Origin of the sequence: Mycetohabitans endofungorum (assembly GCF_002927045.1) — a bacterium.
GTDB classification, from domain to species: Bacteria; Pseudomonadota; Gammaproteobacteria; order Burkholderiales; family Burkholderiaceae; genus Mycetohabitans; species Mycetohabitans endofungorum.
Window position 1 is genome coordinate 17,084 of sequence record NZ_PRDW01000004.1, and the last position, 25,746, is coordinate 42,829.

The 25,746-nt window shown below is 63.1% G+C and carries 24 protein-coding genes; 23 read left to right on the forward strand and 1 reads right to left on the reverse strand.

Going from position 1 to position 25,746, the window contains the following annotated elements:
• Nucleotides 1-69: 69 nt before the first annotated feature.
• The 6 genes from surE to rlmD all read left to right on the forward strand — a co-directional run bounded on the left by surE (nucleotide 70) and on the right by rlmD (nucleotide 6,130).
• Nucleotides 70-837, forward strand: coding sequence for a 5'/3'-nucleotidase SurE (gene surE / locus B0O95_RS04885; protein ID WP_104077084.1), 768 nt, complete (start codon nucleotides 70-72; stop codon nucleotides 835-837).
• Nucleotides 834-1,706 carry a protein-L-isoaspartate(D-aspartate) O-methyltransferase gene (locus B0O95_RS04890; RefSeq protein WP_104077085.1) on the forward strand — a complete coding sequence of 291 codons (873 nt, stop codon included), beginning with the start codon at nucleotides 834-836 and terminating at the stop codon, nucleotides 1,704-1,706. The genes surE and B0O95_RS04890 overlap by 4 nt, the downstream gene beginning before the upstream one ends.
• Nucleotides 1,707-1,717: 11 nt before the next feature.
• Nucleotides 1,718-2,611, forward strand: coding sequence for a peptidoglycan DD-metalloendopeptidase family protein (locus B0O95_RS04895; RefSeq protein WP_104077086.1), 894 nt, complete (start codon nucleotides 1,718-1,720; stop codon nucleotides 2,609-2,611).
• 11 nt (nucleotides 2,612-2,622) lie between these two features.
• Nucleotides 2,623-3,699 carry an RNA polymerase sigma factor RpoS gene (gene rpoS, locus B0O95_RS04900; protein ID WP_104076901.1) on the forward strand — a complete coding sequence of 359 codons (1,077 nt, stop codon included), beginning with the start codon at nucleotides 2,623-2,625 and terminating at the stop codon, nucleotides 3,697-3,699.
• Nucleotides 3,696-4,472, forward strand: a complete 777-nt coding sequence (locus B0O95_RS04905) for a 3'-5' exonuclease (RefSeq protein WP_104076902.1) — start codon at nucleotides 3,696-3,698, stop codon at nucleotides 4,470-4,472. The genes rpoS and B0O95_RS04905 overlap by 4 nt, the downstream gene beginning before the upstream one ends.
• 257 nt (nucleotides 4,473-4,729) lie before the next feature.
• On the forward strand, nucleotides 4,730-6,130 hold the full coding sequence (gene rlmD, locus B0O95_RS04910; RefSeq protein ID WP_104077087.1) for a 23S rRNA (uracil(1939)-C(5))-methyltransferase RlmD: 1,401 nt from the start codon (nucleotides 4,730-4,732) through the stop codon (nucleotides 6,128-6,130).
• 49 nt (nucleotides 6,131-6,179) lie between these two features.
• On the opposite strand, the gene B0O95_RS04915 is transcribed toward rlmD, so the two are convergent.
• Complete coding sequence (locus tag B0O95_RS04915) at nucleotides 6,180-6,881, reverse strand: Bax inhibitor-1/YccA family protein (protein ID WP_104076903.1); 702 nt, start codon at nucleotides 6,879-6,881, stop codon at nucleotides 6,180-6,182.
• A gap of 202 nt (nucleotides 6,882-7,083) precedes the next feature.
• On the opposite strand from B0O95_RS04915, the gene ndk reads away from it, so the two are divergent.
• The 17 genes from ndk (at nucleotide 7,084) to B0O95_RS05000 (ending at nucleotide 25,717) form a co-directional block, all read left to right on the forward strand.
• Entirely contained in the window at nucleotides 7,084-7,509 is a 426-nt protein-coding gene (gene ndk / locus B0O95_RS04920; RefSeq protein ID WP_104076904.1) for a nucleoside-diphosphate kinase, read from the forward strand.
• 103 nt (nucleotides 7,510-7,612) lie between these two features.
• A complete protein-coding gene (gene rlmN / locus B0O95_RS04925; RefSeq protein WP_104076905.1) occupies nucleotides 7,613-8,752 on the forward strand; it encodes a dual-specificity RNA methyltransferase RlmN in 1,140 nt (379 codons plus the stop codon).
• Between the two features lie 254 nt (nucleotides 8,753-9,006).
• The gene (locus B0O95_RS04930; RefSeq protein WP_104076906.1) at nucleotides 9,007-10,029 is read left to right on the forward strand and encodes a helix-turn-helix domain-containing protein; all 1,023 of its coding nucleotides are present in this window, start codon (nucleotides 9,007-9,009) and stop codon (nucleotides 10,027-10,029) included.
• Nucleotides 10,030-10,149: 120 nt separating this feature from the next.
• Complete coding sequence (gene ispG, locus B0O95_RS04935) at nucleotides 10,150-11,517, forward strand: flavodoxin-dependent (E)-4-hydroxy-3-methylbut-2-enyl-diphosphate synthase (protein ID WP_104077088.1); 1,368 nt, start codon at nucleotides 10,150-10,152, stop codon at nucleotides 11,515-11,517.
• Nucleotides 11,514-12,851, forward strand: a complete 1,338-nt coding sequence (gene hisS / locus B0O95_RS04940; RefSeq protein ID WP_104076907.1) for a histidine--tRNA ligase — start codon at nucleotides 11,514-11,516, stop codon at nucleotides 12,849-12,851. The genes ispG and hisS overlap by 4 nt, the downstream gene beginning before the upstream one ends.
• Nucleotides 12,852-12,874: 23 nt before the next feature.
• Entirely contained in the window at nucleotides 12,875-13,504 is a 630-nt protein-coding gene (locus B0O95_RS04945; protein ID WP_104076908.1) for a tetratricopeptide repeat protein, read from the forward strand.
• A gap of 50 nt (nucleotides 13,505-13,554) precedes the next feature.
• Nucleotides 13,555-14,697, forward strand: a complete 1,143-nt coding sequence (gene bamB / locus B0O95_RS04950; protein ID WP_104076909.1) for an outer membrane protein assembly factor BamB — start codon at nucleotides 13,555-13,557, stop codon at nucleotides 14,695-14,697.
• A 72-nt stretch (nucleotides 14,698-14,769) separates the two neighbouring features.
• Complete coding sequence (der, locus tag B0O95_RS04955) at nucleotides 14,770-16,104, forward strand: ribosome biogenesis GTPase Der (RefSeq protein WP_104076910.1); 1,335 nt, start codon at nucleotides 14,770-14,772, stop codon at nucleotides 16,102-16,104.
• A 128-nt stretch (nucleotides 16,105-16,232) separates the two neighbouring features.
• Entirely contained in the window at nucleotides 16,233-16,469 is a 237-nt protein-coding gene (gene hfq, locus B0O95_RS04960; protein ID WP_041754221.1) for an RNA chaperone Hfq, read from the forward strand.
• A gap of 67 nt (nucleotides 16,470-16,536) precedes the next feature.
• Nucleotides 16,537-17,784: a GTPase HflX gene (gene hflX, locus B0O95_RS04965; protein ID WP_104076911.1), complete on the forward strand. Its 1,248-nt coding sequence runs from the start codon at nucleotides 16,537-16,539 to the stop codon at nucleotides 17,782-17,784.
• 30 nt (nucleotides 17,785-17,814) lie between these two features.
• A complete protein-coding gene (gene hflK / locus B0O95_RS04970) occupies nucleotides 17,815-19,176 on the forward strand; it encodes an FtsH protease activity modulator HflK (RefSeq protein ID WP_104076912.1) in 1,362 nt (453 codons plus the stop codon).
• Between the two features lie 12 nt (nucleotides 19,177-19,188).
• A complete protein-coding gene (hflC, locus tag B0O95_RS04975) occupies nucleotides 19,189-20,106 on the forward strand; it encodes a protease modulator HflC (RefSeq protein WP_104076913.1) in 918 nt (305 codons plus the stop codon).
• A gap of 61 nt (nucleotides 20,107-20,167) precedes the next feature.
• Complete coding sequence (locus B0O95_RS04980; RefSeq protein WP_104076914.1) at nucleotides 20,168-20,353, forward strand: DUF2065 domain-containing protein; 186 nt, start codon at nucleotides 20,168-20,170, stop codon at nucleotides 20,351-20,353.
• A gap of 37 nt (nucleotides 20,354-20,390) precedes the next feature.
• A complete protein-coding gene (locus tag B0O95_RS04985; RefSeq protein ID WP_104076915.1) occupies nucleotides 20,391-21,539 on the forward strand; it encodes an ATP phosphoribosyltransferase regulatory subunit in 1,149 nt (382 codons plus the stop codon).
• An 89-nt stretch (nucleotides 21,540-21,628) separates the two neighbouring features.
• The gene (locus B0O95_RS04990) at nucleotides 21,629-22,990 is read left to right on the forward strand and encodes an adenylosuccinate synthase (RefSeq protein ID WP_104076916.1); all 1,362 of its coding nucleotides are present in this window, start codon (nucleotides 21,629-21,631) and stop codon (nucleotides 22,988-22,990) included.
• A gap of 26 nt (nucleotides 22,991-23,016) precedes the next feature.
• Nucleotides 23,017-23,589 (forward strand): phosphoribosyltransferase, encoded by a 573-nt coding sequence (locus tag B0O95_RS04995; protein ID WP_104077089.1) that lies wholly within the window; start codon nucleotides 23,017-23,019, stop codon nucleotides 23,587-23,589.
• 232 nt (nucleotides 23,590-23,821) lie between these two features.
• Nucleotides 23,822-25,717: a potassium transporter Kup gene (locus B0O95_RS05000; RefSeq protein WP_104076917.1), complete on the forward strand. Its 1,896-nt coding sequence runs from the start codon at nucleotides 23,822-23,824 to the stop codon at nucleotides 25,715-25,717.
• Nucleotides 25,718-25,746: the final 29 nt, after the last annotated feature.

A 25,746-nucleotide genomic window follows, 5' to 3' on the forward strand; every position in this document is an offset into this window, starting at 1 on the left:
ACGTCGCATGATCGGGTGGTGCGCCCGATTGCTATCCGTTGGCAAAACATCCTCGGTTACAATCGCCTGATGAAGATCCTGCTCAGCAACGACGACGGTTATCTGGCGCCCGGGCTCGCGGCGCTCCACCACGCACTTGCGCCATTGGGCGAGGTGGTCGTGGTCGCGCCGGAGCACAACCGCAGTGGCGCATCAAACTCGCTGACGCTGTGGCGGCCACTGTCCGTCTTCACCGCCGCAAACGGCTTTCGCTACGTGAATGGCACACCGACTGATTGCGTGCACGTGGCGTTGACTGGGCTGCTCGACGGCAAGCCAGACCTGGTGGTGTCCGGGATCAACAATGGGCAGAACATGGGCGAGGACACGCTCTATTCGGGTACCGTCGCGGCAGCTACCGAGGGGTTCCTGTTCGGCGTGCCGTCGATCGCGTTCTCGCTGGTCGATAAGGATTGGGCGCACCTGGATGCGGCCGCGCGCGTGGCCGCGGATATCGTGCAGCATTGGTTACGCGTGCCATTGCCTGCGCATACGCTGCTGAATGTGAATATCCCGAACCGGCCGTATGCCGAAATGGGAACCTGGCGCGTCACGCGGCTCGGTAAGCGGCATCCATCGCAGCCGGTGATTCGCGCGAGCAATCCGCACGGTGAGCCGGTCTACTGGATCGGGGCGGCCGGGGCCGCGCTCGATGCAAGCGAAGGCACGGACTTTCACGCGGTGGCGGCCGGCGATGTCTCGCTTACGCCGCTGCAACTGGATCTGACCGATACGCGATTGCTTCCGGCGCTATGCGAATGGACGCGCGGTTGGCGGCGGCCGGAGCAGCCTGCATGAGCGCCGGGCGCGCCAAGCGGTTTCCGCTCGGGCTGTCCGACGTGATGCGCGAGCCGCGCGGTGCGCCAGCCCGACCTGGCGTGGCCGGATCGGGGCCCACCAGCGCCGCGGCCAAGCCCGTGCCGGGCGGCGCGCGCCCGCGCGAAGGCCTCGAGCGGATGCGGCCGTTTTCCGACAGGGTGGCGCCGGCCGCGCCCGCGCACGAGTCCTTGTCGACACAATTGGCGCTGACCTCGGAACGTGTTCGGCAACGGATGGTCGAACGCGTGCGCGCGAGCGGCGTCGCTGACGCACGCGTGCTTGCCGCGCTCGCGGCGATACCCCGTCACCAGTTCGTCGATCCCGGGCTTGCCGCGCAGGCTTATGAGGATGCCGCACTGCCCATCGGGCACCAGCAAACGATTTCCAAGCCGTCGGTAGTCGCGCGCATGCTGGAGTTGGCGACAGCCGGGCGTGCGCTGGAGAAAGTGTTGGAGATCGGCACAGGCTGCGGATATCAGGCGGCCGTGCTGAGCCACCTTGCGCGCGACGTGTATTCGATCGAACGGGTAAAGCCATTGTACGAGCGGGCGAAAACGAACCTGCGTCCGTTGCGCGTGCCGAACATCCGGCTGCATTACGGTGATGGGCGGCTCGGCTTGCCAAGCGCCGCGCCGTTCGACGCCATCGTGATCGCCGCTGCGGGCCTCGATGTGCCGGCTGCGCTACTCGAGCAATTGGCCATCGGCGGCCGCCTGGTGGCGCCGGTGGGCTCACGCAGCGGCAACGAACAGGTGCTCACGCTGGTCGAGCGCGTGTCCAGCGCGCAGTGGCGTGAGTCACAGCTTGATCGTGTTTTCTTTGTCCCCTTAAAATCGGGAGTGATTTGACGTTGAACAGCATGTTGCGGAGTGAGAGCGTGAGTGCGAGTCTGGTGACGATCCAGCGAACGGTTTGTGTGGCTGCCGCGCTAGCAATGCTGACGGCGTGTTCGACCCGGCTGGAGCCCGCTCCCGTCATCGACCGCAGCGGCACGCCGCTTTCTACCACCGGTGTGGGATCGGCGCAGGCCGTGCCATTGGGCCCACCGCCGCCCGGATACTACCGTGTGAAGCCAGGTGACACGCTGTATCGGGTCGCGCTCGAAAATGGGCAGAACTACCGCGACATCGCGGCGTGGAACAACCTGACGAATCCGAACCAAATTGAAGTCGACCAGTTGCTGCGGGTCGTGCCGCCGGGAGCCAGCGTCGCCGCTTCGCCGCCTGGTGTCGCGGCTGCGCCGCTTGGTGGCGCGGCAGTGCAGTCGCGCCCGCTCGGCGGCCCGGCTGCGCCCGGTGCCGCGTCGACTCCTTCGACGGCCGCACCGCCTTACGGCTCGGCGCCGGCGATCTCATCGATTCCGCCGCAGCCGGGCGCGGTGGCCGGCAATGTCAACTTCGCGTGGCCGGTGCGCGGGCCGGTGCTCAATGCGTTCGACGAAGCGAAGAACAAAGGGGTGAACCTCGGCGGCGCGCTCGGTGCGCCGGTGAAGTCGTCGGCGGATGGGCGCGTCGTTTATGCGGGAAATGGGCTGCGCGGATATGGCAATCTCATTATCATCAAGCATGATGCGACGTACCTGACCGCGTACGCGCACAACCGTACTTTGCTAGTCAAGGAAGGCGACCCGGTGACCAAGGGCCAGACGATTGCCGAGATGGGTAGTACCGATGCGGACAAGGTGATGCTGCATTTCGAGGTCCGCAAGCAGGGCAAGCCTGTCGATCCCATGAAGTATCTTCCGCCACAATAGAGCGAACTACCATGGCCAAAGCGAAGCGCCGTCCTTCGACCGACATGTCGGATCCCGTTGGCGATACCTCCGGTGAGTTGGACGACGGCGAGCGCTTCGCGCGACACGCCGACGAGCCGTCTGCCGAACACGGACTGGACGATGAGCCGGTGTCGGAGCAAGGTGCTGCGGAAGAGGCGGCGGTCGCGGAGCCCGATCCGGACGATTTTCGCACGCTGCTGCAGGCTGAACTGACCGCTGATACGATCCAGCACTACCTAAACTGCATCAGCGTGAAACCGTTGCTGACGGTTGAGGAGGAGCAGCGCTATTCGCGGTTGGCCAAGGCGGGGGAGTTTGACGCCCGGCAGATGATGATCGAGCGCAATCTGCGGCTGGTCGTCAGCATTGCGAAGGCCTACCTGAATCGCGGCGTGCCATTGCTGGACCTCATCGAGGAAGGCAATCTGGGGCTGATGCACGCAATTGAGAAATTCGACCCGACGCGTGGTTTTCGCTTCTCGACCTATGCAACGTGGTGGATCCGCCAGAGTATCGAGCGCGCGATCATGAATCAGGCGCGCACCGTGCGCCTGCCGGTTCACGTGATCCGCGAGTTGAACCAGGTGCTGCGCGCCAAGCGCCATCTGGAGCGGACTGCCAGTGCACCGGCGAGCGGCGCCAGCGAGCGCTGTGACGCGAGCGTCGAGGATATTGCCTACCTGATTGGCAAGACACCCGAGGAGGTAGCGGACATCCTTGCGCTAAATGAGCACACTGCCTCGTTGGACGCGCCGCTGGAGTTGGACCCGGCTAGCAGCCTGCTGGATCTGCTGTCGGACGAGCAAAGCCAGTCGCCGGACGCCGAGGTGCAGCACCGCGAACTGGAGACGCTCACACGGGTATGGCTCTCGCGTCTGCCTGATAAGCATCGTCACGTGATCGAGCGGCGTTTCGGGTTGAACAGTATCGAGCCGGCCACGCTCGAGGAGCTGGCCGATGAGATGGGGCTCACGCGTGAACGTGTGCGGCAGATTCAGCAAGAGGCACTGGCGCGCCTGAAGCGCTATTTCGCCTCCAACGGCGTGCCCAAGGACGCCGTGCTGTGATCCCGGTACTCGTCTTCGATATCGAGACCATTCCCGACGTGGCCGGCATTCGCAAGCTGGAGTCATGGTCCGCGACGATGTCCGATGCCGACGTCGCTGAGCGCGCATTTGCCGCGCGCCGCGAGAAGACAGGTTCTGATTTCCTGCCACTGCATTTGCAGCGGGTGGCCGCGATCTCGTGCGTGTTCCGTGACCGGGATGGGTTCCGCGTACGCTCGCTGGGCACGCTGCAGGATCCGGAAGCCGCGCTGATCCAGTCGTTTTATCGGGTGATCGAGAAGTACACGCCGCAATTGGTGTCGTGGAACGGGTGCGGCTTTGATTTGCCGGTCCTGCACTATCGTGCGCTGGTCAATGGTGTCGTTGCACCGAAATATTGGGATCTTGGTGACTGTGATCGGGACTTCAAATGGAATAACTACATCAGCCGGTATCATGCCCGTCATACTGATCTAATGGACGTGTTGGCGATGTACAACACCCGCGCGAACGCGCCGCTGGACGCATTGGCCAAGCTGTGCGGGTTTCCGGGCAAGATGGGTATGGATGGCTCACAGGTATGGGACGCGTTCCAGCAGGGCCGCATCGCCGAGATCCGCCACTACTGCGAGACGGACGTTGTAAACACGTATTTGCTGTATTGCCGCTTCCAGCTGATGCGCGGCGTGTTGAGTGCGGCGGACTATGAGGACGAAGTCACATTGGTGCGCGACGCATTGGCCCGCGAAAGCGCGCCCCATTGGCGGGACTATCTGGCGGGTTTTGCTGACTGACGGGACAGTCGCGCGGCGGCAGGCGCGCCGTGGTCACGCTTCAATTAAGCTCGAATACGAGCGTCAACACCGCATCCCCATTGGATATGCTAATCCATGATCCGCATCGGGGGCTTTGGCGGTGAAGAATAAAGCTGCCGGGCCCAGCATCGCTAGTCTACAATTTCAATTTTCGTCACAAACCAGGAAGTTTCAAGGTGGTTCACACCGTACAGCCGAAGGCCACCACGTTGGCCGACGCCGCATCGGCCGATGTTGTGTCGATTAGCGCGGGCCATACCCGCGCGACGTTGTCGAGCGCGGCGACTGCGCCGCACGTTGCGCCCGTGGTCGACATCGAGTCGCTCGATATGGAAGCGCGCGGTGTGGGGCGGCAGATCGACGAGCAGGGTGTACCCGGCAAGGTCATCTTCGTCGAGGGTGCGTTGCCGGGCGAAACTGTGTCGTACTCGAGCTTTCGCAAGAAGCCGAGCTACGAGCAGGCGCAAATCGTCAAGATATTGCGCGCCAGCAGTATGCGCACCACGCCGCAATGCCAGTTCTTTGGCACCTGCGGCGGATGCTCGATGCAGCATTTGGACGCGCGTGCGCAGATCGCGGTCAAGCAGCGGGTGCTGGAAGACAATCTATCGCACTTGGCCAAGCTGCGCGCGGAACAGATCTACCGGCCGATAGGCGGTCCGTCATGGGGATACCGCTATCGTGCCCGACTCACCGTGCGCAACGTCGTGAAAAAGGGCGGCGTGCTGGTCGGGTTCCATGAAAAGAAAAGCAGCTACGTAGCTGACATGACGCGGTGCGAGGTGCTGCCGCCGTACGTATCGGCGCTGCTCGTGCCGTTGCGCCGGCTGGTCGAGTCGCTATCGATCCGGGACCGGCTGCCGCAGATCGAGTTGGCGATCGGTGACGCGCTCACCGCGCTGGTACTGCGGGTGCTTGAGCCGCTGACCGAACAGGACGAGGCACTGCTGCGCGCGTTTGCTGACCAGCACGGCGTGCAATTCTGGCTGCAGCCTAAGGGACCCGACAGCGTCATGCCGTTCTACCCGGTCGATGTCGAACTGGCCTACACGCTGCCGGAGTTCGACATCCGGATGCCGTTCAAGCCGACCGACTTCACGCAGGTCAATCACCAGATCAACCGGGCGCTGGTTGGCAGGGCGGTGCGGCTGCTTGCGCCAGCGCGCACCGATCGCGTGCTAGATTTGTTCTGTGGGCTGGGCAATTTCACGTTGCCGCTGGCACGGCGCGCGCGCGAGGTGGTCGGTATCGAAGGCAGTGAGGCGCTGACGCAGCGCGCGCAGGCCAATGCCCGTGTCAATGGTCTCGAGGCACGCACATCGTTTGCCACGCGCAATCTGTTCGAGGTGAGCGCTGCCGATTTGCACGCGCTCGGCCGGTTTGACAAGTTCCTCATCGATCCGCCGCGCGAAGGTGCGCTGGCTGTGGCAAAAGCGCTGAGCGAGCTGGCACAGGCCGGCGACGCGGCGTGCTTGCCAGGGCGGATCGTCTATGTGTCATGCAATCCGGCCACGCTGGCGCGCGATGCTGGGTTGCTGGTGCACGAGGCTGGCTATCGGCTGGTTGGCGCGGGCGTTGTGAACATGTTTCCGCACACATCGCACGTCGAGTCGGTCGCCTGTTTCGAGCGTGCATGACCCGTTTAGACGCGCCCCGTGCGCCGTCGCAGCGCCGGGGCGTGACGGCTTAGTTGCGGTTGCCGCCAAAAATACCGAGCAGCGCCAGCAGATTCGTGAACACGTTGTACACATCTAGATAGATCATCAGCGTCGCGCTGATATAGTTCGTTTCGCCACCGTTGACTACGCGTTGGACGTCGAACAGCATGTAGGCCGAGAAGATGACGATCGCCAAAACCGACACCGTCAGCATCAATGCCGGCAGGTGCAGGAACACATTCGCGACCGAGGCCAGCAGCAGCACGAGCACGCCGACGAACAACCACTTGCCCAAGCCAGAAAAGTCGCGCTTGCTGACCGTAGCGACCGTTGCCATCGCCGCGAAGATCAGACTGGTGCCACCGAAGGCAAGCATGATCAGCGATGGGCCGTTCGTGAAGCCGAGAATGAAGCTCAGCAAACGCGACAGCATCAGGCCCATGAAGAACGTGAAGCCGAGCAGCACGAACACGCCCACTGCGCTGTGCTTGGTCCGCTCGATCGCGAACATGAAGCCGAACGCGATCGCGAGGAAAGCCAGCACGCTCATCATCGGCGAGGTGGCGGCAAATAGCGAAAAGCCGGTTGCGACTCCGATCCACGCGCCGAACACGGTCGGAACCATCGACAGTGCCAGTAGCCAGTACGTGTTGCGCAGTACCTTATTTCGCGTTTCGGTTGACACGACGGTGCCAGTACGCCCAAACCCGTAGGTACGAGAGTCAGCCATGGTTTCTCCTTGCGTTATCTTGACTTGCAAACGGCGCCGGCATTGCCCGCCGCTTCATCGCGGCGGTCCGACGACCGAGCTACACGTGATGTTAGAGCCTTACAGTGCTGTAAGGGTTCCCTGCCAATGATACACCGGCTCGTGCTAGAATGGCGGATTCGGTGGACTTCGTAACTTCCTCATTTTCCCGGAGTTTTTTTTCATGGCGATCGAGCGCACCCTGTCGATTATCAAACCCGATGCTGTCGCAAAGAATGTGATCGGTCAAATCTACAGCCGGTTCGAGCAGGCCGGGCTGAAGATCATCGCGGCCCGCATGGTCCATTTGTCGCGCGCGGATGCGGAAAAGTTTTACGCGGTGCACAAGGAGCGGCCTTTCTTCAAGGATTTGGTCGAGTTCATGGCGTCGGGCCCGGTCATGATTCAGGTGCTCGAGGGCGACGGTGCGATCGCGAAAAATCGTGAGCTGATGGGCGCGACCGATCCGAAGAAGGCGGAAAAGGGCACAATTCGGGCGGATTTCGCGGACAGCATCGACGCCAATGCGGTGCACGGCTCCGATGCGCCGGAAACGGCAGCTGTCGAGGTCGCCTTCTTCTTTCCGGAAGTGAACGTCTACTCGCGCTGAGCGGCGGTAAGCCGGCTGCACCGGCCAAGCCCGCGCCTGCGGGCACGGGTTGGATGGGCGGCGCGGTGTGCCGCCGCTGCGGGCGCCATCTGAGACGGCAGGCATGACAATGACTGACACGGTCAATCTTCTGGATTTCGATGCTGCGGGCCTCGTCGCGTACTGCGCGAGCCTCGGCGAGAAGTCATTTCGCGCGCGCCAATTGCAGCGGTGGATCCATCACGGTGGCGTCAGCGATTTTGACGCGATGACCGATCTGGCGAAATCGCTGCGCGACAAGCTGAAGACCTGCGCATCGATCCGTCATCCCGCGGTGCTGCAGGACCACACGTCCGCGGACGGCACGCGCAAGTGGCTGCTCGACGTGGGCGAAGGCAACGCGGTGGAGACCGTGTATATCCCGGAGCAGGGACGTGGCACGCTATGCGTGTCGTCGCAGGCTGGCTGCGCGGTGAACTGTCGCTTCTGCTCGACGGGCAAGCAGGGCTTTTCACGTAACCTCGGCGTCGGCGAGATCATTGGCCAGTTGTGGATGGCCGAGTTCGCGCTGCGTGCTGCGCGCGGCGGCCTTGCTCCCGGTGAAAGGGTGATCACGAACGTCGTGATGATGGGCATGGGCGAGCCGCTGCTGAATTTCGATGCGGTGGTGCCGGCCATGCGGCTGATGCTCGACGACCACGCGTACGGATTGTCGCGTCGCCGCGTGACGCTGTCCACGTCGGGCGTCGTGCCGATGATCGACCGGCTGGCGGCCGAATTGCCGGTGGCGCTGGCCGTGTCACTGCATGCACCTAACGACGCGTTGCGTGACGAATTGGTGCCACTGAACCGAAAGTACCCGCTTGCGCAATTGATGGCGGCATGTAACCGGTATTTGCGTGTTGCACCACGCGATTTCATCACGTTCGAGTATTGCATGCTGGATGGTATCAATGACAGTGATGAGCACGCGCGGCAACTGCTCGCGCTGACGCGCGACGTGCCGTGCAAATTCAATCTGATACCGTTCAATCCGTTTCCTGAGTCCGGGCTGTTGCGCTCCCATCCGGAGCGGATCAAGCAGTTCGCGCAGATCTTGATCGATGCGGGTGTCGTGACGACCGTGCGCAGGACGCGCGGCGACGATATCGATGCGGCCTGCGGGCAGTTAGCCGGCGAGGTCCGCGACCGTACCCGCGTGGCGGAACGCAGGCGGCGCGACGCGCGTACTGGTCTCGCGTCGATCGGGGTGCGCGCGGTATGACGTATGGCGGCGGAGGCAGGACGGGGCAAAAATGGGGACTTGCCCCGGTAGGGCCGGGATGGCGACGATCGGGTTCCGATGTGTGCGTCGCGGAATTTTGTGCCGCGCGCCGCGGTCGTACGCATGATTTGAGTCATTCCGGTGCCGGTGAACGACGGTTTGCCGGCCTTGCTCCATTTGGGCTCATCGTTTAGGCAAGATCAGCTCGCGGCGCCGTCGCGAGCAACGAAAAGAATTCCAGTGAGGAATTAGGGATGAGTGACCAGCAGCATCCGACACCGCACGACTCGAGCGCCACGGCCAGACGGCCGGATCCGGGCGCCGCGGCGGAGTCCGCGCGGCAGGTCGGTGCGCAGCTCGAAAAGCTGCGCGAGGCCAAAAGATGGTCGATCGAGGATGTGTCCGCGCGGCTGAAAGTCGCGCCGTACAAGTTGCGTGAGTTGGAATCAGGCGATTACAGCCACCTGCCGGATACGACGTTTGCGATTGGCGTGGTGCGCAGCTATGCGAAGATGCTCGGGGCCGATCCGACGCCGCTGACCGATGCGCTGCGACGCACCAGCGGGCCGATCGAGCCTGACTTATCGCTGCCATCGAACAGTGGCGCGGGGCTACCGCGGGGGCGTGTCGTGATGAATCTGGGGGGTGCCCCTAGGCGCCGGCCATGGGTGTGGATCGTCGCGTTCGTGATTGCGCTGGTGGCGGTCATCGCAGTATGGCGCACTGGCGGCGAGGCGGGCGGAGGCTGGATCGCCCGCTTGAAGATCGGCGGTGCGGACGCAGTTGAGCACGACGGCGCTGCATCGCCGGGCACCGCGCCGACGGGTGTTCAGCCGACGTCGGCGACGAGCACGCTGACTGAATTGCCGCGGCCTGCGGCGCTTGATGCGTCGCCGGGCGCGGATACGTTGTCCGCAGCATCGACGGCCGCGGCGCTCGCGTCAGCGCCGGTGTCGCCTGCGATTGCGGCCAATGCCCGGCCGGGCGACGCGTCGCCAACGGCGGAGGCCGCACCGGTGCTGGCCGACGGCGAGGCGGCGGTAACCATCAAGGTGTCGCAGGACAGTTGGTTCAGCGTGCGGCAGCGCGATGGCAAGCCGTTATTTTCCGGTTTGCTGCGCGCGGGAGACGAGAAGCGTGTACAAGGCATGGCGCCGTTTCGCGTGACCGTGGGCAACAAGGCGGGCATCCAGGCGATGTCGCTCGACGGCAAGCCGGTTCCGTCTGCGAAATACGATGGCGCGCAGGGCAACGTCGCGCGTTTCAGTCTGCCGTAATGAAGGATAGGGCGAGCGCGGCAAGGTCAGTGACGGTCAGCCCCGTGCAGCCGTGCGTCTGTCGCAACGCGGGCGCACGGTGCTCAATAGGATTAGTGTGTCATGCAATCGGGTAATTCGATGCAGTCCAATATTCTGTTTGAATCCGGTGGGGCGCCGGTAGCAAGCCGGGTCGCGTCGGGCGAACCGGTGTTCGGCGGCCCTGCGCCAAGGCGTCGCACGCATGTGGTTACGGTGCGTTGGCAGGACCATACGGTGACGATTGGCGGTGGCGCGCCGGTGCGCGTACAGTCGATGACGAACACCGATACTACCGATCCGATCGGTACCGCGATCCAGATCAAGGAGCTTGCGCAGGCCGGCTCCGAGTTGGTGCGCATCACGGTCAACACGCCCGAGGCCGCGGCCGCGGTGCCGGCGATCCGTGAGCAACTTGACCGCATGGGCGTGAATGTGCCGCTGGTCGGCGACTTCCACTACAACGGCCATCTGTTGCTGCGCGACTATCCGGATTGCGCGCAGGCGCTGTCGAAGTACCGAATCAACCCGGGCAACGTCGGTCAGGGCGCCAAGCGCGGTACGCAATTCGCGCAGATGATCGAGGCGGCGATCCGCCATGACAAGCCGGTGCGCATCGGCGTGAATTGGGGAAGCCTGGACCAGGACCTGCTTGCGCGGATGATGGACGAGAATGCGCGGCGTGCGACGCCATGGGACGCGCAAAGCGTGATGTACGAGGCGCTGATCCAGTCCGCGATCGGCTCGGCCGAACGGGCTGTCGAGCTTGGCTTGGGGCGCGAGCGCATCGTGCTTTCGTGCAAGGTCAGCGGCGTGCAGGACCTGATCGCGGTCTATCAGGCGCTGTCGTTGCGCTGTGGCTTTGCGTTGCATTTGGGGCTGACCGAGGCGGGCATGGGTTCGAAGGGCATTGTCGCGTCGGCCGCTGCGCTGTCGGTGCTGCTGCAGCAGGGCATCGGCGACACGATTCGGGTCTCGCTGACGCCGGAGCCGGGCGCTTCGCGCACTGGTGAGGTCGTCGTCGCCCAGGAGATTTTGCAGACGATGGGGCTGCGCTCGTTCACGCCGATGGTGATTGCGTGTCCGGGTTGCGGCCGCACGACGAGCACCGTATTCCAGGAGTTGGCGTCGCGAATTCAGGACTATCTGCGCGCACAGATGCCAGTGTGGCGCAAGCAGTATCCGGGCGTGGAGACGATGAATGTCGCGGTGATGGGCTGTATCGTCAATGGTCCGGGCGAATCCAAGCACGCGAATATCGGCATCAGCCTGCCGGGAACCGGCGAGAATCCAGCCGCACCCGTATTCATCGACGGCGTGAAGACGACCACGCTGCGCGGCGCGCGCATCGCGGAGGAATTTCAGGATATCGTCAACGACTATGTCCAGCGCACCTATGGCGCGACGGCGGCCAGTGAAGTGGTGTGCGAAGCACGGTCTCCAGCCCGGGTCATCATTGAATCGACATGACAGAACAGAAACGTAAACTAGAGAAGCTGACCGGCGTCAAGGGAATGAACGACATCCTGCCGCGCGACGCCGGTCTGTGGGAGTTTTTTGAGAGCACGGTCAAATCGATGCTGCGCGCCTACGGATACCAGAATATCCGTACGCCGATCGTCGAGCATACGTCATTGTTCACCCGTGGTATCGGTGAAGTGACCGATATTGTCGAAAAGGAAATGTACAGCTTCGTCGATTCGCTGAACGGCGAGCAATTGACGATGCGCCCCGAGAACACCGCTGCCGTGGTGCGCGCGGCGATCGAGCACAACCTGCTGTACGACGGCCCGAAGCGGCTCTGGTATATCGGACCGATGTTTCGCCATGAGCGGCCACAGCGCGGTCGCTACCGGCAGTTTCACCAGGTCGGCGTCGAGGCGCTCGGTTTCGCGGGGCCGGATGCCGATGCGGAGATCATCCTGATGTGTCAACGGCTTTGGGACGATCTGGGCCTCACGGGCATCCGGCTTGAGCTTAATTCGCTCGGGCAGGCGCAGGAACGCGCCGCTCACCGCAACGAGTTGATCGCGTACTTGGAGCGGCACGTCGAGTTGCTCGACGATGATGCGAAGCGTCGGCTGTACACGAACCCGTTGCGTGTGCTCGACACGAAGAACCCCGCGATGCAGGACATTGCGGCGAATGCGCCGAAGCTAATCGACTTTCTTGGGGACGCGTCGCTCGCGCATTTTGAAGGCGTGCAACGGTTGCTGAGCGCGAACAATATCCCATTTACGATCAACCCCCGGCTTGTGCGGGGGCTGGACTACTACAACCTGACGGTATTCGAGTGGGTGACCGACAAGCTTGGTGCGCAAGGTACTGTCGCCGGCGGCGGCCGATATGACCCGCTGATCGAACAACTCGGTGGCAAGCCGGCGCCGGCGTGTGGCTGGGCCCTGGGCGTCGAGCGCATTCTGGAACTGCTGCGCGAGGATCAATTGGTGCCGCCCGACGAAGGCTGCGACGTGTACGTTGTGCATCAGGGTGACGCGGCGCGCGCGCGTGCGTTCGTGATCGCCGAGCGGCTGCGCGACACGGGGCTGGATGTGATCCTGCACTGCAGCGCCGACGGCGCGCCGGCGAGTTTCAAGTCGCAGATGAAGCGCGCCGATGCGAGCGGTGCCGCGTATGCGGTGATCCTCGGCGACGACGAGGTCCAGCGCGACGAGGTGTCGATCAAGGCGTTGCGTGGCGATCCGACGAGCGCGGATGGCGCGCAGCAACGGGTGCCGGCCGAACGCTTGACCGAATTCCTGATCGATGCGATGGTTGCACCCGCCGACGAAGGCGACGAATGAATGACCAGGCGAGTATCCATTAGATGAGTTACCACCACGAACAAGAAACCCTCGACAATCTGAAGACCTGGTGGGCGAAGTGGGGCAATGCGCTGACCTGGGTTGTGCTCGCCGCGCTGCTGGCAGGGGCCGCCTACAACGGTTGGAACTGGTGGCAGCGGCGCCAGGCGGCGCAGGCCGCGGTGTTCTATGACACGGTCCAGCAAGCGGTGGCCTCAGGGGACAACGCACAGATTGCGCGGGTCGCGGCGGACATGGAAGCGCGCTTCGGCGGCACCGCCTATGCACCGCTCAGCGCGCTGGCAGCTGCCAAGGCGTTGTATGCGGCAGGGGATGTGGCCGGCGCGAAAGGGCAGTTGCAGTGGGTCGTCGATCAGGCACGCGGCGACGAGTTCAAGGCGGTCGCGAGGTTGCGGCTCGCCGCGCTGTTGATCGACGAAAAGGCTTATGACGCAGGCTTGAAGCTGCTGTCCGACCCGCCGCCGCACGCGTTCAGCGGTCTGTACGCGAATCGCCGCGGCGATCTGCTGGCCGCGCAGGGCAAGCGTGACGATGCGCGCGCCGCGTACCAGACCGCGCTGGCGGCGCTCGAGCACGGTGATTCGTCCGTGCGTCAGCTGATCCAGTTCAAGCTCGATGCGCTCGGTGGCTGAAGCCCCGTGCAGTTCGATTTCCGATTGACCCGTCAATGCGTCACTGATCCATGAATTTTGTCATCCGCTACGTCCGGCCGCTTGCGTGCCTGCTTTTGCTGACCGTGCTGGCCGCGTGTTCGTCCACGAAGGATGTGCGTCGCGTGCCGACCGAGCTAACCCCGATCAAGACCGTGCTCGAGGTGCGCGAGGCGTGGAAGGCCAGCGTGGGCAAGTCCGGACGCTACCTGTTCGCTCCCGCCGCGGTCGGCGATTATGTGTACGCGGCCGGCGCGAACGGCTCGGTGGTCAAGATCGATGCGACCAATGGCAAGGAGGTCTGGCGCACGAAGGTGGGCGCGGACCTGTCGGCCGGTGTCGGCAGCGACGGCACGCTGACCGCGGTCGGCACGCTCAAAGGTGACGTGTTCGTGCTCGGCGGCGATGGCAAGGTGCTGTGGAAGGCGAATGCGCCCGGTGAGATCGTCACGCCGCCGGCAGTGAGCCAGGGCTTCGTGCTGGTGCGTACGATCGACGGGCGCATCACGGCATTCAACGCGCAGACCGGCGAGCAGAAATGGGTCTACGTGAACCGCGCGGTGCCGCTGAACCTGCGGACCGCGGCCGGCATGACATTCGCCGGCAACAGTGCGGTGCTGGCGGGGTTCCCGGGCGGCTCGCTTGCCGCAATCAATTTGCAAAGCGGCGATGCGTACTGGCAAACACCGGTTTCGTATCCGCGCGGTGTCACCGAAGTCGAGCGGATCAACGACGTAGCCGGCGCGCCGACGCTGGTCGGCTCGCAGACCTGTGCGGTGACGTTCCAGGGCCAGATCGGTTGCTTCGACGTGTTGAGCGGACGCGCGCTGTGGGAGCAGCCGTTCTCCAGTTATGGTGGATTGGCGCAAGACGATCGTGCCGTGGCGTCGACGGACGACTGGTCGGTCGTGTCGCTGTACGATTCGACGACCGGCGAGCCCCTGTGGCAGAACACGCAGCTGAAGAGCCGCGACGTCAGTGCGCCGGCGATCGTCGGCCGCGCGGTGGTGGTCGGCGACTACAAGGGGTTTGTGCACTTCCTGTCGCGTGACACTGGTGAATTCGTCGCACGGATGAGGACGGGGGGCGTGATCACCGCGCAACCGGTCATTGCCGGCAATACGTTGGTCGTGCAGACTCGCGACGGCGACCTGTACGGTTTCCGGCCGCAATAGGCCGGCCGGCATTCGCGTACGCGCGCCGCCGGCCGCTGCCGGACGGCGCGCGTGCGTTTTTGGAAAAGCAACATGAAGCCTGTAATCGCCCTTGTTGGGCGCCCCAATGTGGGGAAATCCACGCTGTTCAACCGGTTGACGCGCTCGCGCGATGCGCTTGTCGCGGATCTGCCCGGGCTCACGCGCGACCGCCATTATGGCGAGGGCCGCGTCGGCGAGCAGCCGTACCTGGTTGTCGATACGGGTGGTTTCGAGCCGGTCGCCAAGGACGGCATCCTGCATGAGATGGCCCAACAGACGCGCCAGGCGGTCGAGGAGGCTGACGTAGTCGTGTTCGTAGTCGATGGCCGCAACGGCCTTGCGCCGCAGGACAAGACGATCGCCGACTATCTGCGCAAGACGGGCCGCCCGATCTTCCTGGTCGTCAATAAAGCCGAGGGCATGAAGTACAGCGCGGTGGCCGCGGACTTCTATGAACTCGGCCTGGGCGACCCACGCGCGATCTCCGCCGCACACGGCGACGGCGTCAGCGAGATGATCGGACAGGCGCTCACCGTCGCCTATGCGGATCGTGCGCCGCACGACGAAGCGAACGCGGGCCACGGCGTGAAAATCGCCATCGTCGGCCGGCCCAATGTCGGTAAGTCGACATTGGTTAATGCGTTGCTCGGCGAGGAGCGCGTGATTGCGTTCGACCTGCCCGGCACGACGCGCGATTCGATCTACATTGACTTCGAGCGTCAGGGCCGCCAGTACACGCTGATCGACACGGCCGGGCTGCGCAAACGCGGCAAGGTGTTCGAGGCGGTCGAAAAGTTTTCGGTGGTCAAGACGCTGCAATCGATCGCCGATGCCAACGTGGTGATCCTGCTGCTCGACGCGCGGCAGGACATCTCGGAGCAGGACGCGCATATTGCCGGCTTTGTCGTCGAGCAGGGCCGCGCGCTTGTGATCGGCGTGAACAAATGGGACGGCCTGGATGAACACGTGCGCGAGCGTACCAAGGCCGACTTGGCTCGCAAGCTCAAATTCCTCGACTTTGCGAAGTCACATTACATTTCGGCGGCGGAAAAGACGGGGATTGGTGCGTTGATGCGCTCGGTGGATGCCGCCTACGCGGCCGCGATGGCCAAGCTGCCGACGCCCAAGCTCACGCGGGCGCTGATCGACGCCGTGCAGTTCCAGCAGCCGCGGCGCCGCGGTCCGATCCGACCAAAGCTGCGTTATGCGCACCAAGGGGGGCAGAATCCGCCGATCATTGTGATCCACGGCAATGCGTTGGATGCGATCACCGATACGTATAAACGTTACCTCGAAGGCCGGTTTCGCGAAACTTTTGGCCTCGGCGGCACTCCATTGCGCATAGAGTTTCGTTCGAGCCGGAACCCTTATGCGGACAAAGACTGAATGTGCTGCGACGATCTGGCCGGCAACTTTACGGCCTTGAAAATTAGGCTATAGTGTAGCGATTGGCGGCGTTTCCTTTTTCTCGTCGCCGATATTATTAACCTGCAAAAAACAACTCGGAGTTTGCTATGAGCAACAAAGGGCAACTGTTACAAGACCCGTTCCTGAACGCACTGCGCAAGGAGCATGTGCCGGTGTCGATTTATCTCGTCAACGGTATCAAGCTGCAAGGCAATATCGAGTCGTTCGACCAATATGTGGTGTTGCTCCGCAATACTGTTACGCAAATGGTGTACAAGCACGCGATCTCGACCGTTGTGCCTGCACGCCCGGTGAACTTCCATCCCGATTCGGAAGGGTCCTAATCCGATTGTCCGGCGGGCGCGGCCAGCCGGCCTGGCGCCTGTCCTCCACCCTAACTGTTTCATCGATTTGATCAACGCAGCGCTTGTCAGCATAGATTTCGGAAAGATCGATTTTCAGGCCAGTCTTGAAGAACTGAGCCTGCTCGCCACCAGTGCCGGCGCTCATCCAGTGCTGACGCTGACGGGCCGGCGCTCGAGCCCAGATGCCGCGCATTTCATCGGCAGCGGCAAGGTCGAGGAGCTTCGACTCGGCGCGCAGGCCAACGACGTCGATATCGTCATTTTCAACCACGCATTGTCGCCTGCGCAGCAGCGCAACCTGGAGCGTGCGCTCGAGCGGCGTGTCGTCGATCGCACCAGCCTGATTCTCGATATCTTCGCGCAACGCGCGCGCAGCCATGAAGGCAAGCTGCAGGTGGAACTGGCGCAGTTACAATACCTGTCCACGCGCTTGGTTCGAGCGTGGACTCACTTGGAGCGGCAGAAAGGCGGGATCGGCTTGCGTGGCCCAGGTGAGACGCAGCTGGAGACCGACCGGCGATTGATCGGCGAACGCATCAAGATGTTGCGCGGCAAGTTGCGCAAGCTGCAGCGCCAGCATGGCACGCAGCGTCGCCAACGCGAGCGCAATCGCACGCTGTCGGTGTCGTTGGTCGGCTATACGAACGCCGGCAAGTCAACGCTGTTCAACGCGCTGACCAAGGCGCAAGCCTATGCGGCTGACCAGTTATTTGCGACACTGGATACGACGTCGCGCCGCGTCTATCTGCGCGAAGCGGGCAATGTCGTGGTTTCCGACACGGTCGGCTTCATCCGAGACTTGCCGCACCAATTGGTTGCGGCGTTTCGCGCAACGCTAGAGGAAACCGTGCATGCGGACCTGCTGCTGCATGTCGTCGATGCGTCCAGCGCGGTGCGCGCGGATCAGATCGAGCAGGTCAACGACGTGTTGCGCGAGATCGGCGCGGCCTCGATCCCGCAGATTCTCGTGTTCAACAAGATCGACCAGGTGCCTGAGTTGGCAAGCCGGGCTGATCGGGTTGAAAGGAACGAGTATGGTAATATCACGCGCGTCTTTTTGAGTGCGCGAACCGGTCAGGGACTCGACGCGTTGCGTGACGCGGTGGCCGAGGTGGCGCTCGGCGCGCAGGCGTTCAAGCGGGACCCGGACGGCATGGGCGCCGACGATCACGACCCGCGTCGCGACGCCGATGGTTCACACTCGGACGAGGCCGAGTCGACGGCTGGCGCCAATGCATCCGACGACGAGCGCGTTCGCCAAGCGAGCCGCAGCGTCCACCAACAGCGTATCTGACAACTGCATTCCGCAATAACCGGCTGTGACATGGTGAACGACAAGCATATCCGAAGTACGTGGCAGCGCGCGCGTGCCGTCTTTTCAATCAATGATCCGCGCTGGGGTAGGGGCCAGGGGGGCGATGATGCGTCCCGGCGTCCGCAGGATCAGCGCAATAATGGCAAGGACGGTCAGGAAGGTCCGCCCGACCTGGACGAGTTGTGGCGCGACTTCAATCGCCGGATTAACCGGCTGTTCGGTCGCAAGGGCGGCGACGGCGGCAGCCCGGGCCCGGCGAACTTGAGTAACGGCCGCGGCGGGCATCTGGGTTTGGGGATCGTCGTCGGCGTGCTGGTCGCGATCTACCTGGCCAGTGGCGTCTATATCGTGCAGGAAGGGCAGGCCGGTGTCGTGCTGCAGTTCGGCAAGTACAAGTACACGACCGGTTCGGGGATCCAGTGGCGGTTGCCGTATCCGTTCCAGAGCAATGAGATCGTCAACATGTCGCAGGTGCGCTCGGTCGAGATCGGCCGCGACAACATGATCCGTTCGACGAACCTGAAGGATATGTCGATGCTGACCAAGGACGAGAACATCATCGACGTGCGTTTCGCGGTCCAGTATCGCGTGAAGGATCCGGCCGCGTTCCTGTTCAACAACGTCGACGCGGAAGGCACGGTGACGCAGGCGGCCGAGACCGCAGTGCGCGAGATCGTCGGCAAGAACACGATGGACTACGTGCTGTATGAGGGACGCGAGCAGGTCGCGCTGCAATTGTCGCAGCAGATCCAGCGGATCCTGGACCAGTACAAGACGGGCATTATCGTGAGCAGCGTGACGATGCAGAGCGTGCAGCCGCCGCAGCAGGTGCAATCCGCGTTCGACGACGCAGTGAAGGCCGGGCAGGATCGCGAGCGCGCGAAGAACGAGGCGCTGGCCTATGCGAACAACGTGGTGCCGCTCGCGCAGGGCACCGCCGCGCGGATGGTGGCGGACGCGCACGGCTATCGCGCGCGCGTGGTGGCCCAAGCCGAGGGTGACGCCGCACGCTTTAAGCAAGTGCAAGCCGAGTACGCGAAGGCGCCAGCCGTCACGCGTGAACGAATGTATCTGGACACGATGCAACAAATCTACTCGAACGCAACGAAGGTGATCGTGGACAGCAAAGCCAGCAGCAATTTGCTGTACTTGCCGCTGGACAAGGTAATGGCACAGCATCGCGCCCGCCCGCAAGTTGGCGCGAGCCCGGGTGCTACGGACAACGGCGTGCAGGGCGGGGCGTCGCCGGCCGGCAGCTCGGCTGGCGGGCCAGCCGTGCCAGCGCAAGCGATGCCGGGCGCGTCCGTCGGCGATGACGCGAGCCGTTCCCGGGATCTGTTTCGCAGTCGCGGCCGCGACGACGGTCAATAAGAGGGGCGGACCATGAATCGAATCATTACCCTCGTCGTTGCCGTGCTTGTCGTATTGTTCGTCGGCTCCTCGATGATCTTTGTCGTCGACCAACGCAAGTACGCGATTGTGTTCGCGTTTGGCGAAGTCAAGCAGATCATCTCGGCGCCCGGACTGCATTTGAAGGCGCCGCCGCCGTTCCAGAACGTGATCTACATGGATAAGCGCATCCAGACGATCGACAATCCGGAAGCGGACCGCTACATCACCGCGGAAAAGAAGAACCTGCTGGTCGACCTGTTCGTCAAATGGCGGATTGTCGATCCGCGCAAGTTCTACATCAGTTTCCGCGGCGACGCATCACTCGCGCAAGACCGATTGACCCAGGTCATCCGCGCGGCGCTGAACGAGGAGTTCACAAAGCGCACGGTCTCGGAGGTGGTCTCCAACGAGCGCGAGGTCGTGATGCAGGCGGTGCGCAAGAAGGTCGAGCGCGACGCATCGAACTTGGGCATCGACATCGTCGATGTGCGGCTGCGCCGCGTCGATTTGCTCGAGAACATCAGCGAATCGGTCTACCAGCGGATGAAGGCGGAGCGCCAGCAAGTCGCCAACGAGCAGCGCTCGACGGGTGCCGCCGAGGCCGAACGCATTCGTGCCGATGCAGACAAGCAACGTGAAGTGGTGATCGCCGATGCGTACAAGCAGGCGCAGGAGATCAAAGGGGACGGCGATGCCAAGGCTGCGGCGATCTATGCGAATGCATTCGGCCGTGACCCGCAATTCTATGCGTTCTACCAGAGCCTGGAGGCCTATCGGCGCAGCATTGGCAACGGGGATATTGTGGTCGCGGATCCGAACAGCGAATTCTTTCGCTTTATGAAAAATCCCGCCGGCGCGGCGGTGGGCGGTGCTGCGGCCACGCCTGTCGCGCCGGGTCGCAGGCACTAGGCGCACGAGCGCCGCGCGGGCATGCGGCGCGTGTGCCCGCGCGAAAAAAAGAAGCAGGCCCATGGCCGCCACACTCTTGCTCGCCATTGCGCTGATGCTGATCATCGAAGGGATTTTCCCATTCGTGTCGCCGACGCTGTGGCTAAATACGTTTCGTAAAATAACGCAACTGCCACCGGCACAGGTGCGGCTCGGCGGGCTGATCGCAATCGGTCTTGGGTTGCTCCTGCTGATGCTGGCGGGCTAATTGCGCCGCGCTGCGTCGCGCCACTGGACTTAAGCTGATGCCGACCTGGTTATTGCCTGAGAATATCGCTGACGTGTTGCCCTCCGAGGCACGCAAGCTCGAGGAGTTGCGTCGCGTGCTGCTCGACCGTTTCCGTTCGTATGGCTACGAGATGGTCATGCCGCCGCTGCTTGAATACCTCGAGTCATTGCTGACGGGTAGCGGCAGCGACCTAGCGTTGCGCACGTTCAAGCTGGTCGACCAGTTGTCAGGCCACACGCTGGGGCTGCGCGCGGACATCACGCCGCAGGTGTCGCGTATCGACGCGCACTTGCTGAACCGGCAGGGCGTCACGCGGCTGTGCTATGCGGGACACGTGCTGCACACGCGCCCCCGCGGCCTGCATGCGACGCGCGAGCAGATCCAGATCGGGGCCGAAATCTACGGACATGCGGGCTTGGAGGCGGATGTCGAGATCCAACAACTGATGCTCGATAGCCTGCGGCTCGCCGGGCTCGGGCCGGTGCGACTGGACCTGTGCCATGCGGGTGTGCTGGCTGCGCTGCTGGGCGCCGACGAGCGCGCGCTCGGGCTGGGCCCTGCGCTGTATGCGGCGTTGGCCGGTAAGGATGTGCCCCGGTTGGACGAGCTTACGCGCGACCTGGCGAAGCCGGTGCGCGACGCGCTGCTCGCGTTGCCGATGCTGTACGGCGATGCGTCGGTGATCGACGAGGCGCGCGCGCGGCTTCCCGCATGGCCGGCGCTCACGCGCGCACTCGATGAGCTTGCGTTTCTCATCGCGCAGATCGGCGATGCGCACGTGGCGATCGACCTGGCCGACCTGCGCGGCTACGCGTATCACAGCGGTGTGATGTTTTGCGCGTATGTCGATGGCGTGCCGAACGCCGTGGCACGCGGCGGGCGTTATGATCATGTCGGCCTCGCGTACGGGCGCGCGCGGGCAGCAACCGGCTTTTCGCTGGACTTGCGCGAGGTGGCACGGATTTCGCCGCGGCAGGCACGCTCCAGTGCCATTCTGGCTCCGTGGAATCACGACGCGGCGTTGCGGGCCACCGTGGCGGCTCTGCGCGACAGCGGCGAGACGGTGATTCAGGCGTTGCCCGGCCACGAGCATACGCTGGACGAATTCGCTTGCGACCGCGTGCTTGTGCAGCGTGGCGACGCGTGGACCGTCGAGCCGCGCTGAAGACGTCGCACGTGCCGGCTGCCTAAAAAAACGGCAGTCGTGCGCACGAACCTAGGTAGAATACGTTTTTAACCAGCTCAAGTAACACCATGTCCGCCAGCGTAGCTCAATCAGGTCAAGCGGCAGCCCAGTCCGGACGCAACGTCGTCGTGGTCGGCACCCAGTGGGGTGACGAAGGAAAGGGCAAGATCGTCGACTGGCTCACCGATCATTCCCAAGGCGTCGTGCGCTTTCAAGGCGGACACAACGCGGGCCATACGTTGATCATCGGCGGCAAGAAAACCATCCTGCGGTTGATCCCATCGGGCATCATGCGCGATGGCGTCGCATGCTACATCGGCAACGGCGTCGTGCTGTCGCCGCAAGCGCTGTTCAAGGAGATTGGCGAGCTTGAGGATGCCGGCGTCGACGTGCGAAATCGGTTGTTTATCTCCGAAGCGGCCACGCTGATCCTGCCGTATCATATTGCGATCGATCAGGCGCGCGAGGCGCGGCGCGGCGCGGGTAAGATCGGCACCACCGGGCGCGGCATCGGGCCGGCGTACGAGGACAAGTTCGGCCGGCGCGCGCTACGCGTGCATGACCTGTTCGACGCGGCGACGTTCGCGGACCGGCTGCGCGAGAACCTCGATTTCCATAATTTCGTGCTCACGCAATACCTGGGCGCGCAGGCGGTCGACTTCCAGCAAACGCTGGATACGATGCTCGGCTACGCGGACCGGCTCGCGCCGATGATCACCGATGTGTCACGGCGGTTGTATGATGAGAACAACGCCGGACGCAACCTGCTGTTCGAAGGCGCGCAAGGCACGTTGCTGGACATTGACCACGGTACGTATCCGTTCGTCACGTCGAGCAATTGCGTCGCGGGTGCCGCGGCAGCCGGCGCCGGCATTGGTCCGCACAAGCTCAACTACGTCCTCGGGATCACGAAGGCCTATTGCACGCGCGTGGGCGCCGGGCCGTTCCCGAGCGAGCTGTACGACACGGACAATCCGCAACGCCAGGACCCGGTCGGTTTGACGCTGGCCAACGTCGGCAAGGAATTCGGTTCGGTGACGGGCCGCCCGCGCCGCACCGGCTGGCTCGATGCAGCCGCGCTCAAGCGCTCGATTCAGATCAACGGCGTGACGGGTTTATGCATCACGAAGCTGGACGTGCTCGACGGGCTCGACGAGGTACGGTTGTGCACCGGCTACAGGATCGATGGCCAGGACGTGGACATCCTGCCGCGCGGCGCGACGCAAGTGAGCCGCTGCGAACCTATGTACGAGACGTTCCCCGGCTGGAAGGAGAGCACGATCGGCATTAACGCCTGGGATGCGCTGCCCGCCAATGCGCGCGCGTATCTGACGCGACTGCAGCAAGTGGCTGGCGTGCCAATCGATATGGTGTCGACCGGTCCGGATCGCGACGAGACGATCCTGCTGCGCCATCCGTTCAAGGCTTGATGGTACTGCGCGATCCCGATTTTCCTATGACGAAAGAAACGAGTTCAGACCGGCGCAACGACGAACAGCACCTGTGGGTCGACTGGGACGATTATCATCGGCTGATCGAGCGGCTTGCGTTGAGGGTGCACGAGTCGGGTTGGAAGTTCGACAAGATTCTGTGCCTGGCGCGCGGTGGGTTGCGCGTCGGCGACCAGTTGTCGCGGATTTATGACTTGCCGCTGGCCATTCTTGCCACGAGTTCGTATCGCGAGGCTGCGGGCACGCAGCAGGGCGATCTCGATATCGCGCGGTACATCACGATGACGCGCGGCGAGCTGTCCGGCAATGTGTTGCTGGTGGACGATCTCGTCGATTCGGGGGTCACGCTGGCGCGCGTGCAGGAACATCTGAAGGAGCGGTATCCGGCTATTACGGCGGTGCGCTCGGCGGTGCTGTGGTACAAGGCATGCTCGAAGGTGAAGCCGGATTACTTCGTCCAGCACCTGCCGACCAATCCGTGGATCCATCAACCATTCGAGGAATGGGACACGGTGCGCCCGCACAACCTGGCCGCGTGGATCAAGCGTGGCACCGGCGGTACTGCGCCGGCAGCGTGATTCGCGCCAGGTGACGTTATTGGCAATGGACGAACATAAGGCGGCTGCTTCTGGCAGCCGCTTTTTTATCGTCGAGGGGCGCGGCGCGCAGTCTGTCCCGTAGCCAATCGCAATCGCAATCGGAACGGCGCCGCAAGCTTCCGTGGTGGGACAACAACATCGCATGCCCCGGCTTACTCCTTGAGCCTGCATGGATAGAATATCGTCTCATTTTCGCGACACGACGCCCGACATGACGAATGCTCTCCACAGTCATCCAATCCGTATCCAACCGTTGCCCGCCTTGGCGGTGGCCGCAATCGGCGTCGTGTTCGGCGATATCGGCACCAGTCCGCTGTATGCGCTGAAGGAGGCTTTCAGTCCGCAGCACGGTATCGCGTTGACGCCAGAGAGCATCCTCGGCGTGATCTCGCTGCTATTCTGGGCGATTGTCATCGTGGTGTCGTTGAAATACGTGCTTTTCGTGATGCGAGCCGACAACGATGGGGAGGGCGGCGTGCTCGCGCTGATGGCGCTCGCGCTGCGCGGGTTTCCGCGCGACGGCAAGTGGATGGGCATGCTGATGGCCCTCGGCATCTTTGGCGCCTGCATGTTCTACGGCGACGCGGTGATCACGCCGGCGATCTCGGTGATGTCCGCGGTCGAGGGGTTGGAAATCGCCGCGCCATCGCTCGCGCAATATGTGCTGCCGATCACGCTGCTGATCCTGATCGCACTGTTCATTCTGCAGAAGCATGGCACCGAGGTCGTGGGGCGGCTGTTCGGGCCCGTGATGATCGTCTGGTTCGTCACGCTTGCGCTGCTGGGCCTGTACCATATCGCCACCGCGCCTCGTGTGATCGCGGCGCTCAATCCATGGTATGCGATACGCTTCATGCACGACCATGCGGTGCAGGCGTATCACGTGCTCGGCTCAGTGTTCCTCGTGCTCACCGGTGCCGAGGCGCTGTACGCGGACATGGGGCACTTCGGCGCGAAACCAATTCGCGTCGCGTGGTATGGGATGGTGATGCCCGCGCTGGTGCTGAATTACTTCGGACAGGGCGCGTTGTTGCTCAGCGATCCGACCGCGATCCAGAATCCGTTCTATTTGCTCGCGCCGGACTGGGCGTTGCTGCCGCTGGTGGTGCTCGCCACGGCGGCCACCGTGATCGCGTCGCAGGCGGTGATCTCCGGCGCATTCTCGCTGACCAGCCAAGCGATCCAGCTTGGCTATGTGCCGCGGATGAAGATCCAGCACACGTCCGCGAGTGCGATTGGGCAGATCTACATCCCGATCGTGAACTGGCTGCTGCTGTTTGTCATCCTCATTATCGTGCTGGGTTTCAAGAGTTCGGACAATCTTGCGGCGGCCTACGGGATCGCGGTCACCACGACCATGGTGATCACGACGATACTCGCGTGTGTCGTGATGGTGCGCGTTTGGAACTGGAACAAGCTGTGGGTGGCGACGATCATCCTGGGCTTTATCACGGTTGACCTGTCGTTCTTCGGGGCGAACCTGCTGAAGCTGCGCGAGGGCGGCTGGCTGCCATTGTTGATCGGCGCATTCCTGTTCTTCCTGTTGACTACTTGGTACAAGGGCCGGCAGATTGTCAAGGAGCGCACCGCGGCCGACGGTATTCCACTGATGCCATTCGTGCAGGGGCTGCTTGCCCATCCGCCGCATCGCGTGTCGGGTTCGGCCATTTACCTGACGGGCAACGATGCGCTTGTGCCGGTCAGCTTGCTGCATAACCTAAAGCACAACAAGGTGTTACACGAGCGCACGATTTTCATGACGTTCATCACGCTGGACATACCGTATGTCGATGACCATCGGCGCATCGACATCAAGGAGCTTGGCGGCGGGCTATACCTGGTACGCGTGACGTACGGTTTCAACGAGACACCGGACTTAAATGGCGTGCTCAAGCTGCTCGAGCAACAGGAAAACATGTCGTTCGATTTGATGGACACGTCGTTCTTCCTCGCCCGGGAAACCGTCGTGCCGACGCAATTGCCGGGCATGTGGGTGTGGCGCGAGCGGATTTTCGCATGGATGCACCAGAACGCCGCGAAGCCTACTGACTTCTTCAGCATCCCGGCCAATCGGGTCGTCGAGCTCGGCACAAAGATCGAGATTTGATTGGCTTGCCCCCACTGCGTGCTATCACC